The following is a 15351-nucleotide window of genomic DNA, read 5'->3' on the forward strand; positions in this document are numbered from 1 at the left end:
ACCAGCATTTGTTGAAATAGCCGCATATTCTACCCGTTATCCTCGGACACGCCAAACCACTGATGATACCAGCGAGGTAAAATTTGATCCCGTAAGCCTTGTATGCGCCAGCCCTGCGGAGAAAACAGCAGCGAAATTTGCCCCTGGTGGGGTGTATCAAACCACTGATACGCCTGCTGTCGGTAGCGCTGTTTTACCTTGCGGGACGGCAGCCGCCATGCGTTATAGCGCGATGCGGACGCCAGCGCCGCTTCACCATGTACGCGCTGAATAAATGGTAACGACGACGACGTATTACTACCATGATGCGGCACCTGGATAAACGTCGCCGCAAGATGTCGCCAGTAACGACTAAGCATTTTTTGTTCAGCGCCCGCTTCGATATCGCCCGTGAGCAGGATGCTATGTACACCGTCATCCACTTTGACCACACAGGAGCGGTTATTTCCTCGATCGGCACTTTCGCGTAACGGCCAGTGCGCCTGAAACGTTAGCCCCTGCCATTGCCACTGCTCGCCGCGAAAACAGGGCAAATGTCCCTGCCAGCCTAACGGGCTGCGAATCCACATTGACGGCCAGACCTGCTGTAGCGAACGCAGCCCGCCCCGATGATCCAGATGCTCATGACTCAAAATAACGCCCTCCGGCGTCAGATTATGCCAGCGCAACCAGGGAATAATAACCTGTTGCCCGCTGTCGCCCTCCGGCCATGCCCGACCGGTATCGTAGAGTATTACTTTATCGCCCCTGACGATCGCTATCGCCAGCCCCTGACCGACATCCAGCATATGCACCTGCCATCCGCTGGCGTTTATCGGCCGCCAGAGTGGCCAGCTCATCAACAATAACCCGCATAAACAGACCGCCGGCCAGGTACGCCAGACGTTTAATCGCCACGCGATAAGCATTAGCCAGGGCAAAAACGTCAGCCACTGCCAACGGTTATCAATATTCACCCAGCCCTGCGGTAAAGCATTCAACAGGTAAAATAGCGCGGCTAACGCGCGATCGGTCAGGTACCATACCCACTCTTCAAGAAAAAACGGCCCGGTTAAATGCAGAATCATTCCCGCCAGGATGAGTGGAACCGTCACAAATGTGACCCAGGGTACGGCAAAAAGATTCGCCAGCATTGCGGTAACGCTTATGCCATGAAAAAGCGCCACCTGGAGAGGCAAAAGCAGAAGTGTAATGCCTGCCTGTAGGTGAAGCAGGTTAAGCAACCAGCGTAAGCCCCGTGGAAAATTTCCGTTTGGCGCAGGAAACCACTGATACCAGAATAACAGGCCGGCAACCGCAAATGCTGACAGCCAAAGACTTTGTGATATAACCGCCACAGGATCGGCGAAAATAATCGCGGCCAGACAGCAGCACCAGACTTGCCAGCCGCTCCACTGTCGTCCGCTTAGTTTTAATCCTCCCCAGACGCTCAGTGCCGCCACCGTGCGCAGCGCAGGCGGTTGTAAGCCGGTAAGCCAGGCATAACATATCGCGCAAAGAATGCCGCCCAGCAATGGCGTCTGCCAACGAATCCATCTGACCGGCAAAAAGAATTGTCCGCCACGGATTAATCCGGCAGCCAATAACGCGGCAAAAGCGATATGCAGGCCGGAAATCGCCATCAAATGGGCAGTCCCCGTATCGCGCATAACGGCCTTCACCTCCTGCGACACCGCTCCCCGCTCCCCCATTCCCAACGCCAGAATAACCTGCTGCCACGGATAAGGCGCAAGCGTAGCGCGAAGCGAAGCAAGATAGCGCCCACGCAAGCTACACTCAGGGTTAATCGCTTTAGCCTGTAGAAAACGCCCGGTCAACGGTTGGTGCTGCGCCAGCGCGTAACGTTGGCTATCAAAACCGCCTTCGTTAAGCTGCCCGTGTACCGCTCTGACCTTCAGCGTCATCGCCCACTGTTGTCCGGCACACACTTCCGTGGGTAAGTACTGGCCATGCAGGACAATCCCTACAGCAGGAAAGAGCGGCTTTCCGCGCAAATGGGTGATTCGCCCATAATGAGTGGTCATATGATCGGTGGCAGTAATGACGACTGTCGCCTCCTGCGTCGCGGCGGGCAGGACGTTTCCCGCCCAGATGGCCTGCCTGGCGGCAAATATCCCCCACATGAAAAAGAGCAAAGTTAATGCCGCGTAGCGCGCATAGTGATGGGGTATGAGGCAAAGCAAACATGCCAGACAAAACAGCACCGCGAGAATCCACGTGTCAGGTAATACTGGCAATATCATGAGCGGAAGTATGCCGCATACTACGCATACGCTGACTGTCGTTATCTTCATAGACACCTCCCTGTGCGGGAAAGTGTGCAGGTTCAGGACGCCATTGTCTGGAGGGGATTTTGTGCTATACGGCGCGGATTCCAGGTTTTTTACCTGATAAATGTAAGACGCAGCAAAAAATGCGAAATGTTTTCCAGTTTTCGGTCGAATAGCGTTTGCGCCTGACGGCGTATAAATGAAAAAAGCACCCTGACGGTGCTTTTTTCGGGTTCAAGTTTTGCGTTAAAACTTAACCGTAAATATTGGCGCGATCGCGCAGTTCTTTACCCGGTTTAAAGTGAGGAACGTATTTTCCTTCCAGTTCCACTTTATCGCCGGTCTTAGGGTTACGTCCGGTACGAGGCGCGCGGTAATGCAAAGAAAAACTGCCGAAACCGCGGATTTCAATACGCTCGCCCTGCGCAAGAGTCGAGGCCATATGCTCCAGCATCTCTTTTACCGCGTCTTCAACCGCCTTAGCGGGAATGTGAGATTGCTGGGTTGCAAGTCTTTCAATCAATTCTGACTTGGTCATGATTCCTCCGGTTCCTTAAAGGCAAATTGGCTGCAGCCGTGAGATTGATTAAGGGCGGCCGTAGCCGCCCTTAGTGCTTGATTACAGGCCGAAACCTGCAATCTGTCAAGTAATCTCGTTAGACTTCGGACTAAAAGGCCCGAAGTTTCAGAGGATTACTCGCCTTTAGCTGCTTTGAATGCTTCAGCCATTGCGTTGTTAGAGAAGTTTGCATCTTCCTGTTTGTTAACAGTTGCGATGGCATCTTTCTCGTCAGCTTCGTCTTTCGCACGAACAGACAGGCTGATTGCGCGGTTTTTACGATCAACGCCGGTGAATTTAGCTTCAACGTCGTCGCCAACGCTCAGAACCAGAGTCGCATCTTCAACGCGGTCACGGGATGCTTCAGAAGCACGCAGGTAACCTTCAACGCCGTCAGCCAGTTCTACGGTTGCGCCTTTCGCGTCAACTGCAGTGACTTTACCGGTTACGATAGCGCCTTTCTTGTTCAGAGCAACCCAGTTGTTGAACGGATCTTCTGCGAGCTGTTTAACGCCCAGGGAGATACGTTCACGTTCTGCGTCAACCTGCAGAACAACTGCAGCGATTTCGTCGCCTTTTTTGTATTCACGAACTGCTTCTTCGCCTGCAACGTTCCAGGAGATGTCAGACAGGTGAACCAGGCCGTCGATGCCGCCGTCCAGGCCGATGAAGATACCGAAGTCAGTGATAGACTTGATTTTACCTTCAACGCGGTCGCCCTTGTTGTGGGTTTCTGCGAACTGCTGCCACGGGTTAGATTTGCACTGCTTCAGACCCAGGGAGATACGACGACGTTCTTCGTCGATATCCAGAACCATCACTTCCACTACGTCGCCAACGTTAACCACTTTGGACGGGTGGATGTTTTTGTTGGTCCAGTCCATTTCGGAAACGTGAACCAGGCCTTCAACGCCTTCTTCGATTTCAACGAAGCAGCCGTAGTCGGTCAGGTTGGTCACGCGACCGGTCAGTTTGGTACCTTCCGGATAACGTTTAGCGATAGCAACCCACGGATCTTCGCCCAGCTGTTTCAGGCCCAGGGATACACGGGTACGCTCGCGGTCGAATTTCAGCACTTTCACGTTGATTTCGTCGCCAACGTTCACGATTTCGCTCGGATGCTTAACGCGTTTCCAGGCCATATCAGTGATGTGCAGCAGGCCGTCAACGCCGCCCAGATCAACGAATGCACCGTAGTCAGTGAGGTTCTTAACGATACCTTTAACTTCCATGCCTTCCTGCAGGTTTTCCAGCAGCTGATCGCGTTCTGCGCTGTTTTCGGATTCGATAACGGCACGACGAGAAACCACAACGTTGTTACGTTTCTGGTCCAGCTTGATTACTTTGAATTCAAGCTCTTTGCCTTCCAGGTGCAGAGTGTCACGCACCGGACGAACGTCTACCAGAGAACCTGGCAGGAACGCGCGAATACCGTTCAGCTCAACAGTGAAGCCACCCTTAACTTTGCCGTTGATAACACCGGTAACAGTTTCAGCATCTTCGTAAGCTTTTTCCAGCGTGATCCATGCTTCGTGACGTTTAGCTTTCTCACGAGAGAGCAGAGTTTCACCGAAGCCGTCTTCTACTGCATCCAGAGCAACGTCAACTTCGTCACCAACCTGGATTTCCAGTTCGCCCTGGGCGTTTTTGAACTGCTCAGCCGGAATGGCAGACTCAGATTTCAGACCGGCGTCAACCAGTACTACGTCTTTGTCGATAGCAACAACAACACCACGAACGATGGAACCCGGGCGGGTTTCGATTTCTTTTAAGGATTCTTCAAAGAGTTGAGCAAAAGATTCAGTCATGTTTAATCTTCAGGTTTCATATTTAACGTCCACCTGGCTCCGTGCCGGATGGGGTTGTTTAACATACCCGCTGTCAATCCTTTGCAACGGGGGTACTACAAATTCGGTCGCATTTAAGCGAGAGCCAATTTTTGGCGCGCATATTGTAACGCTTTTTCAATCACTTGCTCAATGCTTAATCGGGTAGAATCCAAAACTAATGCATCAGCAGCAGGAACTAACGGCGCTACAGCGCGATTACGATCGCGATCGTCGCGTTCCTTGATCTCGGCCAAAAGGCGTTCAAAGTTAACACTAAAGCCATTCTCCTGCAACTGTAGCATACGTCGATGCGCACGTTCCTCCGAGGAGGCGTCAAGGAAAATTTTTACCGGCGCATCCGGGAAGACCACGGTCCCCATATCGCGTCCATCGGCGATTAAACCAGGCGCTTCGCGGAATGCACGTTGGCGGCGAAGAAGCGCTTCACGCACGCGTGGGAATGCCGCCACCTGGGATGCCGCGTTCGCGACTTCCTGCGTACGGATTTCGCCGCTAACGTCCTCGCCTTCCAGGATAACTTCCAGGTTGCCGTCCGTTGAGACGAAACGCACGTCCAGATGGGACGCCAGCGGCACCAGCGCATCTTCAGAGGCAAGATCGACATGGTGGTGCAATGCCGCCAGCGCCAGTACGCGGTATATCGCGCCGGAATCCAGCAGATGCCATTGCAATGCTTCCGCCATTGCTTTGCACAAGGTGCCTTTACCTGCACCGCTTGGGCCATCAATGGTTATTACCGGGGCAATTGCCGTCATCTTTATCTCCTTAAACAGGCGTACCGTTAACGTAAACGCCGCGCATTATACGCGCCAACGCTCGCGACCGTTAACGTTGCGTGCAAAAACCAGTTTTGTCTGTAATCAGATGCGGAATAATTGCGCAATTATAGCGGGCCGGCGAGAAACCAGCCCGGAAGATGACAATGATTTACTTTTTATCTTCGGCAATTCTGTCGCGCATATGCTGCGCGCGATCGGCTGAGGCCGGGTGGGAGTCCATCAATGATTTTGCATGACCTGCGTCCATTGTGGCGAATTTATCGAATGCCGTGACTAAGCCCTGGGTGTTAATCCCACGTTTTTTCAGCAGATCGTAAGAGAAGTCATCCGCATCCGACTCCTGACTGCGAGAAAACGCCGAATTGATGACGCCTTCCGCCAGATCGCCCAATTGAGACTGGGAAAGCTGCGCTGCGACGCCGCTGGTGGCGGAAATCGCATCGCGAGCCGCCAGCGTGGCATAGGCGGTCTGCATTGCCTTGCGGGAGTGCCCTAAAGAGACATGGCCCAGTTCATGGCCCAGTACGCCTTCAATTTCATTATCGGTCATCAGATCCATCAGGCCGGAGTATACGCGAACGCAACCGTTCGCCATCGCCCATGCGTTGATATCGCTGGTCATATAGACTTTATAGCTAACCGGCGTACCGTCAATGTTGTTACCCAGCGCTTTGGCGATTTTGCTCAGACGTTTGGTGTATTTGCTTTTCGAACCTGCCAGTTGATTCTCGCTGTCCATTTGTTTACAGGCATTATTAGATAATGCTTTAACATCCGCATCGGACAGTGTGGCGGCTTTGTAGGCTGACATGCCGGAACTGGCGATTAAATTGCCATTCACGCCATTTTTACATCCTGCCAGTAGCGTAGCGGAAATCGCCACCGCCAGTAATAATGATTTATTTTTCATACTAATCTTCCGTTGATAACTATTATAAAAAACACATAAATCAATGTGTTAAATCATCAACAAATTAGCATTAGTCATAATTATAAAAATAGTGCGAATACGGACTCGGCGCGCCAGCCCGTCGACTGGCGCAACAGAAGACTTAGGCAGGCGTACTCATTCGCGCCAGTTGTTCGAAATAATCAGGGAACGTTTTTGCAGTACATTTAGGGTCCAGGATCGTGACTGGCGTATCGGACAGTGCGACCAGTGAGAAACACATCGCCATACGGTGGTCGTTGTACGTGCCAATATCCGCGTGTTGGAGCTTCGCCGGCGGCGTGATACGAATATAGTCGTGCCCTTCTTCGACTTCAGCGCCCACTTTACGTAGCTCGGTCGCCATCGCGAACAGGCGATCGGTTTCTTTCACTCGCCAGTTATAAATATTGCGCAACGTCGTGGTTCCTTTCGCAAACAACGCCGTGGTGGCAATCGTCATCGCCGCATCCGGAATATGGTTCATATCCATATCTATGGCGTGCAATTCGCCGCGCGTGCAGGCAATAAAATCATCGCCCCAGGTAATGGTCGCGCCCATTTTCTCCAGCACATCGGCAAAACGAATATCGCCCTGCATACTTTTGCGGCCAATTCCGGTCACCTTTACCGTGCCGCCTTTTATCGCCCCGGCGGCGAGAAAATAGGACGCTGACGAGGCATCGCCCTCGACCAGATAGCGACCTGGAGAGTGATACTGTTGACCTCCCTTCACGACAAATTGTTGGTAGTGGTGGTTCGCTATCTCCACGCCAAAGGTTTTCATTAAATTTAGCGTGATATCGATGTAAGGTTTTGATACCAGTTCGCCTTTAACGCGAATAATTGTGTCTTTAGGCGCCAGCGGCGCCGTCATCAGCAGAGCGGTCAGGAACTGGCTGGAAACGCTACCATCAACCTCAATGTCGCCGCCGGTAAAACCGCCGCGCAGACGCAGGGGCGGATAGTTTTCCTGCTCCAGGTAATCAATATTCGCCCCACCCTGACGCAGCGAATCGACCAGATGGCCTATCGGACGCTCTTTCATACGCGGTTCGCCGGTTAACACTATCTCATTTTGCCCCAGACATAGCGCTGCCGCTAACGGACGCATCGCGGTTCCGGCATTACCGAGAAACAGTTCCAGAGCGCCTGACGCGCGTAATGGGCCGCCATTACCCGTGATATCACAGCGGGTGCGATCGGCAGAAAGGGTGTAATTGATCCCCAACGCGCTCAGGGCATTGAGCATATGGCGGACGTCATCGCTATCCAGCAGATTCGTCAGAACGGTTTTACCACAAGCTAAAGCCGCCAGGAGCAAAGCACGGTTTGAAACACTTTTGGAGCCAGGTAAATTAATGGCGCCATCGACCCGCGCGATGGGTTGTAACGTCAGGGATTCCATGAAACTCAACTCTCAAAAAACAGAAATAAAAACCCCACAGACTGGCCGTGGGGATGAAAAAAGAAACGTATTAGCCGTGGCGACGCTCAAAATCGATCATGAAATCGGTTAGCGCTTTTACCCCTTCAATCGGCATGGCGTTATAGATAGAGGCGCGCATCCCGCCAACAACACGGTGCCCTTTTAAGGCGTGCAGACCGGCGGCGAAAGACTCTTCCAGAAAGACCTTGTCCAGCGCATTGTCCGCTAGCTGGAACGGAACGTTCATCCGCGAACGGTTGGCCTGTGCGACATCGTTACGGTAGAAATCGCTGTTATCAATCACACCGTACAGCAACTCCGCTTTTTGCTGATTGATTTTGTGCATCGCCGCCACGCCGCCCTGCGCTTTCAACCATTTGAACACCAGACCGGAAAGATACCAGGCGAAAGTCGGCGGCGTATTAAACATCGAGTCGTTATCATTCAGGACGGTGTAGTCGAGGATGGACGGGCAGCTCTCATGCGCCTTGCCTAACAGATCCTCCCGGACGATAACCAGCGTCAGTCCTGCCGGACCGATATTCTTCTGCGCGCCAGCATAAATTACGCCATAGCGAGAGACATCCAGCGGCGCAGACAGGATGGTAGAAGAAAAGTCCGCCGTGACGACCACCTCCGGACCAAAATCAGGCGTTTCATCGATGGCGATGCCGTCAATGGTCTCATTCGGGCAATAGTGTAAATAAGCGGCGTTATCGGAAAGCTGCCACTCGCGCATCGGTTTTACGGCACGTTTGCCGTCAACGGTGATTTTGGCGTCGATAATCTGCGGCGCACAGTATTTTTTGGCTTCTTTGATGGCGCTCGCCGCCCAGTAACCGGCATCGACATAATCCGCCGTGGTTTTATCGCCCAGCAGATTGAGCGGCACGCCAGCAAACTGCCCGCGACCGCCGCCGTGACAAAATAAAACTTTATAGTTGGAGGGGATATTAAGGAGATCGCGAAAATCCTGCTCCGCCTCTTCAGCGACCTGGATAAACTCTTTGCCTCGATGGCTAATTTCCATTACCGACGTACCAAGACCGTGCCAGTCACGCAGTTCCTGTTGCGCCAGTTTAAGTACTTCCGCCGGTAGCATCGCCGGACCTGAACTAAAATTAAAGACCTGAGCCATTTCCCCTCACCACGCTGCATTGTTTCCTGCCTGACAGACATCAGGCAAACGTTATTCATGTGAATATCGGTTTTATCATTCAGTGACACGCGCCGCAATGGGTAAAACAATGCGAGGAGAAAATGCGGCATGCGTCACACAACAGAATCTTCCGGATTAACCGTATAAATCCGATATTTTCGCTGTTAAACAACGCGTTTAGCCCGGCTTGCCTTCGTCCATTCTGGATTTGCGCAGCGCGGACATAATTGCTTCTCCCCGACATTCATGCGTATCACTTCACTGCAACGTACGCAGGCATAGTCGCCAGCCTCCGGCGCCACGATAAAGCGTGGCGTACAGTGCTCAGGAAGAATGCTTAACCCCGGCTTAACGTCTTTATTTTCAAAGAAATAGACGCTGATTTGTCCGTTTGTCTCCAGAATGGCCAGTCTGACCTGCCCCAGTTGCTCAACGCCATTCAAGCGAAGCTCCATAAAAAACTCAAACTCCGTCATGTTTGAGCGCTGCAGTTTTTCCCACGCCAGTTCGCCGTCTTCAACAATGACCACCGACTTGCCTTCCAGCAGATCTTCCAACTTTTCACTATGCGCCATCAGCCACATGACCAGGCGATAGAGCAGCGCCAGGGTGATGAATACCACCAGAACAGGGAGCATCGGAACGTCATCATAAAACGCGACGTCGCCTGCCGCCGACCCCAATGTCAAAATGATCAGCACTTCAAAAAGCGACATTTGCCGTACGCCGCGTCGTCCTGTCACCTTTAAGAAAAGAAACACCAGAACAAAGGTGTAAAAGCTACGCAGCGCCACTTCCCCCAAAAACGCTACCGGCACGTTATCCAGCGCCATTCGTTGCAAATCAAATGCTTTCATTTTTTATGCTCTTCCTGTGAATTCCAGTGTAAAAGCATAGCCAATACTTTTATTTCCGCCGATGTCCCGGCGAGATAGCGCCCGTCACATAAAACCCGTATCATTGCGCGCTTTCCGTACGACAAAAGTGATTTTCATGACGCAAACATTTATTCCCGGCAAAGACGCCGCGCTGGAAGACTCCATCGCCCGCTTCCAGCAAAAGTTACTCGACCTCGGCTTTCACATCGAAGAGGCCTCCTGGCTGAACCCGGTGCCAAACGTCTGGTCAGTGCATATTCGCGATAAAGAGTGCGCGTTATGCTTTACCAACGGAAAAGGCGCGACCAAAAAAGCGGCGCTGGCCTCGGCGCTAGGCGAATACTTCGAGCGTCTGTCAACCAACTACTTCTTTGCTGATTTCTGGCTTGGCGAAACGGTCGCCAACGGGCCATTCGTGCATTATCCGAATGAAAAGTGGTTCCCGCTGACTGAAAATGACGACGTACCGGAAGGCTTGCTTGATGCCCGTCTGCGCGCGTTTTACGATCCGGAAAATGAACTCACCGGAAGCCAGTTAATTGATCTTCAGTCCGGCAATGAAGCACGCGGCGTCTGCGGCCTGCCATTTACCCGTCAGTCCGATAACCAGACCGTGTATATTCCGATGAATATCATCGGCAACCTGTACGTCTCTAACGGAATGTCCGCCGGCAATACGCGTAATGAAGCCCGCGTTCAGGGACTGTCGGAAGTCTTCGAGCGTTATGTGAAAAATCGTATTATTGCGGAAAGTATCAGTCTGCCTGAGATTTCCGCAGAGGTGATGGCGCGTTATCCGGCGGTAATGGAGTCAATCGCCACGCTGGAAGCCGAGGGTTTCCCGATTTTCGCCTATGACGGCTCGCTGGGCGGTAAGTATCCGGTTATCTGCGTCGTGCTGTTCAACCCGGCTAACGGTACCTGCTTTGCTTCTTTTGGAGCCCATCCTGACTTTGGCGTTGCGCTGGAACGTACAGTGACCGAGCTACTCCAGGGACGCGGTCTGAAAGATCTTGATGTCTTCACCCCGCCAACGTTCGATGATGAAGAAGTCGCGGAGCACACTAATCTGGAGACCCACTTCATCGACTCCAGCGGCCTGATTTCCTGGGATCTGTTCAAACAGGACGCCGATTACCCATTCACGGACTGGAGTTTTTCCGGCACTACCGAAGAAGAATTCGCCACGCTGATGGCTATCTTTGCTGCTGAAGATAAAGAAGTTTACATTGCCGATTACGAGCATCTCGGCGTATACGCCTGTCGTATTATCGTACCGGGAATGTCTGATATTTATCCTGCCGAAGATCTGTGGCTGGCCAACAACAATATGGGTAGCCATCTTCGTGAGACTCTGCTTTCGCTGCCCGGTAGCGCCTGGAATAAAGAAGACTATCTCAATCTGATTGAACAATTGGATGAAGAAGGTTTTGACGATTTCACCCGCGTGCGTGAACTGTTGGGTCTGGCGACCGGAGCGGACAATGGTTGGTATACACTGCGCGTTGGCGAATTAAAAGCAATGCTAGCGTTAGCGGGCGGCGATTTGGAGCAGGCGCTAATCTGGACAGAATGGACGATGGAGTTCAATTCGTCGGTCTTTAGTCCGGCACGCGCAAACTATTACCGTTGCCTGCAAACGCTGCTGCTCCTGTCGCAAGAAGATGCGCGTCAGCCACTGCAATATCTCAATGCTTTTATAAAAATGTATGGCGCAGAGGCTGTAGAAGCCGCCAGCGCCGCGCTTAGCGGTGAAGCGGCTTTTTATGGACTACCGGCTGTCGACCACGATCTACAAGCGTTCCCGGCGCATCAGTCCTTGTTAAAAGCGTATGATAAATTACAGCGCGCGAAAGCGGCATACTGGTCAAAATAAGGCCATATGAGTGACTTAGGGTAGGTTTACCCTCTCGGCTGCGTTATATTACGGGGCGCCTTTGCGGCCCCGTTTTATTTATTTTCACTAAACGGCGAAAAATGTAATAACAAGGTTAAATATTGGTTGTTGACATTAAATTAATTGACATAGTGATGTTACTTTATTTGTTGATTACTCCATATTAATTAACCGTGCAGCAGGAGGAGCCAGGAAAAAATTCAACTCTATTTATAATTTTTAAAATTTATTTTTATTAGGATAATCAAAAAGTTACACCGTAATTGCATAAAAGCCATGCGACTTACGGGCCTATAAGCCAGGCGAGATATGATCTATATCAAATTCTCATCTATAATGCTTTGTTAGTATCTCGTCGCCGACTTAATAAAGAGAGAGTTAGTGTGAAAGCTGACAACCCTTTTGACCTTTTACTCCCTGCAGCAATGGCCAAAGTGGCTGAAGAAGCAGGCGTCTATAAAGCAACGAAACATCCGCTTAAGACTTTCTATCTGGCGATTACCGCCGGCGTATTCATTTCAATTGCCTTTGTTTTTTATATTACTGCGACAACCGATACTGGCGCGATGCCTTATGGTATGGCGAAACTTATCGGGGGTATCTGTTTCTCTTTGGGACTGATTCTCTGTGTTATTTGCGGCGCTGATCTTTTCACCTCTACTGTTCTGATCGTTGTAGCTAAAGCTAGCGGTCGCATCACCTGGGGGCAACTGGCTAAAAACTGGTTAAACGTCTATTTTGGTAACCTGATTGGCGCTCTGCTTTTCGTGTTACTGATGTGGCTTTCCGGCGAGTATATGACTGCCAACGGTCAATGGGGACTTAACGTCCTGCAAACCGCCGACCACAAAATGCACCACACTTTTATTGAAGCTGTCTGCCTCGGTATTCTGGCGAACCTGATGGTTTGTCTGGCCGTGTGGATGAGCTACTCAGGTCGTAGCCTGATGGACAAAGCGTTCATCATGGTACTGCCCGTCGCCATGTTTGTCGCCAGCGGTTTTGAGCACAGTATCGCAAACATGTTTATGATTCCTATGGGTATTGTAATACGCGATTTTGCTACACCGGAGTTTTGGACCGCGGTTGGTTCGTCTCCGGAAAGTTTTTCTCACCTGACCGTGATGAGCTTCATCACTGATAACCTGATTCCGGTCACGATCGGTAATATTATCGGCGGCGGTTTGTTGGTCGGGTTGACATACTGGGTCATTTACCTGCGTGGTAACGAGCATCATTAATCTGTTGATGCCCATTACACGCAGTAAATAAAAAATCCACTTAAGAAGGTAGGTGTTACATGTCCGAGCTTAATGAAAAGTTAGCCACAGCCTGGGAAGGTTTTACCAAAGGTGACTGGCAGAATGAAGTAAACGTCCGTGACTTCATTCAGAAAAACTACACTCCGTATGAGGGTGACGAGTCCTTCCTGGCTGGCGCTACTGACGCGACCACCAAGCTGTGGGACAGCGTAATGGAAGGCGTTAAACAGGAAAACCGCACTCACGCGCCTGTTGACTTTGACACCTCCGTTGCTTCCACCATCACTTCTCACGACGCTGGCTACATCAACAAAGCGCTTGAGAAAATTGTTGGTCTGCAGACTGAAGCTCCGCTGAAGCGTGCGATTATCCCGTTCGGCGGCATCAAAATGGTTGAAGGTTCCTGCAAAGCGTACAATCGCGAGCTGGACCCAATGATCAAAAAAATCTTCACCGAATACCGTAAGACCCACAACCAGGGCGTATTCGACGTTTATACTCCGGACATCCTGCGTTGCCGTAAATCCGGCGTTCTGACCGGTCTGCCGGATGCGTATGGCCGTGGTCGTATCATCGGTGACTACCGTCGCGTAGCGCTGTACGGTATCGACTACCTGATGAAAGACAAATTCGCGCAGTTTACGTCTCTGCAATCCGATCTGGAAAACGGCGTAAATCTGGAAGCGACTATCCGTCTGCGTGAAGAAATCGCTGAACAGCACCGCGCTCTGGGTCAGATCAAAGAAATGGCGGCTAAATACGGCTGCGATATCTCTGGTCCGGCGACTAACGCTCAGGAAGCAATCCAGTGGACTTACTTCGGTTACCTGGCTGCGGTTAAATCTCAGAACGGCGCAGCAATGTCCTTCGGTCGTGTATCCACCTTCCTGGATGCGTACATCGAACGTGACCTGAAAGCAGGCAAAATCACCGAGCAAGACGCACAGGAAATGATTGACCACCTGGTCATGAAACTGCGTATGGTTCGCTTCCTGCGTACTCCTGAATATGATGAACTGTTCTCCGGCGACCCGATTTGGGCAACCGAATCTATCGGTGGTATGGGCGTTGATGGCCGTACTTTGGTCACCAAAAACAGCTTCCGCTTCCTGAACACCCTGTACACCATGGGGCCGTCTCCGGAGCCGAACATCACCGTTCTGTGGTCTGAAAAACTGCCGCTGAACTTCAAGAAATTCGCCGCTAAAGTCTCCATCGACACTTCTTCTCTGCAGTACGAGAACGATGACCTGATGCGTCCGGACTTCAACAACGATGACTACGCTATCGCATGCTGCGTAAGCCCGATGATCGTTGGTAAACAAATGCAGTTCTTCGGCGCGCGTGCAAACCTGGCGAAAACCATGCTGTACGCAATCAACGGCGGCGTTGATGAAAAACTGAAAATGCAGGTTGGTCCGAAATCCGAACCGATCAAAGGCGATGTTCTGAACTTCGACGAAGTGATGGATCGCATGGATCACTTCATGGACTGGCTGGCTAAACAGTATGTCACCGCGCTGAACGTTATCCACTACATGCACGACAAGTACAGCTACGAAGCCTCTCTGATGGCGTTGCACGACCGTGACGTTATCCGCACCATGGCGTGTGGTATCGCAGGTCTGTCCGTTGCGGCTGACTCCCTGTCTGCCATCAAATATGCGAAAGTTAAACCGATTCGTGACGAAGATGGTCTGGCTATCGACTTCGAAATCGAAGGCGAATACCCGCAGTTTGGTAACAACGACGCTCGTGTAGATGACATGGCGGTTGACCTGGTAGAACGTTTCATGAAGAAAATTCAGAAACTGACCACCTACCGTGGCGCTATCCCGACGCAGTCTGTTCTGACCATCACTTCTAACGTTGTGTATGGTAAGAAAACTGGTAACACCCCGGATGGTCGTCGTGCTGGCGCGCCGTTCGGACCAGGTGCTAACCCGATGCACGGTCGTGACCAGAAAGGCGCTGTCGCTTCTCTGACCTCCGTTGCTAAACTGCCGTTTGCTTACGCGAAAGATGGTATTTCTTATACCTTCTCTATCGTTCCGAACGCACTGGGTAAAGACGACGAAGTTCGTAAGACTAACCTGGCAGGTCTGATGGATGGTTACTTCCACCACGAAGCGTCCATCGAAGGCGGTCAGCACCTGAACGTCAACGTCATGAACCGTGAAATGTTGCTGGACGCGATGGAACATCCGGAAAAATATCCGCAGCTGACCATCCGTGTATCTGGTTACGCAGTACGTTTTAACTCCCTGACGAAAGAACAGCAGCAGGACGTTATTACTCGTACCTTCACGCAGACCATGTAATGGGTTTGACTGAAATTAC

11 protein-coding genes are annotated in these 15351 nt (G+C 51.5%); 3 read left to right on the forward strand and 8 right to left on the reverse strand.

From position 1 onward, the window contains the following. Nucleotides 1-29: 29 nt before the first annotated feature. The 8 genes from NA330_RS03745 to NA330_RS03780 all read right to left on the reverse strand — a co-directional run bounded on the left by NA330_RS03745 (nt 30) and on the right by NA330_RS03780 (nt 9831). Nucleotides 30-2294, reverse strand: a complete 2265-nt coding sequence (locus NA330_RS03745; protein WP_023193417.1) for a ComEC family protein — start codon at nt 2292-2294, stop codon at nt 30-32. 229 nt (nt 2295-2523) lie between these two features. Then, nucleotides 2524-2808: an integration host factor subunit beta gene (gene ihfB, locus NA330_RS03750; protein ID WP_000167332.1), complete on the reverse strand. Its 285-nt coding sequence runs from the start codon at nt 2806-2808 to the stop codon at nt 2524-2526. Nucleotides 2809-2963: 155 nt separating this feature from the next. Further along, nucleotides 2964-4637: a 30S ribosomal protein S1 gene (rpsA, locus tag NA330_RS03755; RefSeq protein WP_000140324.1), complete on the reverse strand. Its 1674-nt coding sequence runs from the start codon at nt 4635-4637 to the stop codon at nt 2964-2966. A gap of 113 nt (nt 4638-4750) precedes the next feature. Next, the gene (gene cmk, locus NA330_RS03760) at nt 4751-5434 is read right to left on the reverse strand and encodes a (d)CMP kinase (protein ID WP_000125007.1); all 684 of its coding nucleotides are present in this window, start codon (nt 5432-5434) and stop codon (nt 4751-4753) included. 172 nt (nt 5435-5606) lie between these two features. Next, on the reverse strand, nt 5607-6368 hold the full coding sequence (locus tag NA330_RS03765; RefSeq protein WP_000792301.1) for a M48 family metallopeptidase: 762 nt from the start codon (nt 6366-6368) through the stop codon (nt 5607-5609). A 142-nt stretch (nt 6369-6510) separates the two neighbouring features. Then, on the reverse strand, nt 6511-7794 hold the full coding sequence (gene aroA / locus NA330_RS03770; RefSeq protein WP_023242433.1) for a 3-phosphoshikimate 1-carboxyvinyltransferase: 1284 nt from the start codon (nt 7792-7794) through the stop codon (nt 6511-6513). A gap of 70 nt (nt 7795-7864) precedes the next feature. Continuing rightward, nucleotides 7865-8953 (reverse strand): 3-phosphoserine/phosphohydroxythreonine transaminase, encoded by a 1089-nt coding sequence (serC, locus tag NA330_RS03775; protein ID WP_000079590.1) that lies wholly within the window; start codon nt 8951-8953, stop codon nt 7865-7867. Nucleotides 8954-9138: 185 nt separating this feature from the next. Further along, nucleotides 9139-9831 carry a DUF421 domain-containing protein gene (locus NA330_RS03780; protein ID WP_000642868.1) on the reverse strand — a complete coding sequence of 231 codons (693 nt, stop codon included), beginning with the start codon at nt 9829-9831 and terminating at the stop codon, nt 9139-9141. Nucleotides 9832-9967: 136 nt separating this feature from the next. Between NA330_RS03780 and ycaO the strand changes: the two genes are divergently transcribed. The 3 genes from ycaO (at nt 9968) to pflB (ending at nt 15332) form a co-directional block, all read left to right on the forward strand. After that, entirely contained in the window at nt 9968-11728 is a 1761-nt protein-coding gene (ycaO, locus tag NA330_RS03785) for a 30S ribosomal protein S12 methylthiotransferase accessory factor YcaO (protein WP_023242434.1), read from the forward strand. Nucleotides 11729-12132: 404 nt separating this feature from the next. Continuing rightward, nucleotides 12133-12990, forward strand: coding sequence for a formate transporter FocA (gene focA, locus NA330_RS03790; RefSeq protein ID WP_023242435.1), 858 nt, complete (start codon nt 12133-12135; stop codon nt 12988-12990). A 59-nt stretch (nt 12991-13049) separates the two neighbouring features. Beyond that, nucleotides 13050-15332 (forward strand): formate C-acetyltransferase, encoded by a 2283-nt coding sequence (pflB, locus tag NA330_RS03795; RefSeq protein WP_001292799.1) that lies wholly within the window; start codon nt 13050-13052, stop codon nt 15330-15332. Nucleotides 15333-15351 lie beyond the last annotated feature (19 nt).

Source organism: Salmonella sp. NW722 (assembly GCF_051702785.1).
In the GTDB taxonomy this organism is placed as follows: Bacteria; Pseudomonadota; Gammaproteobacteria; order Enterobacterales; family Enterobacteriaceae; genus Salmonella; species Salmonella enterica.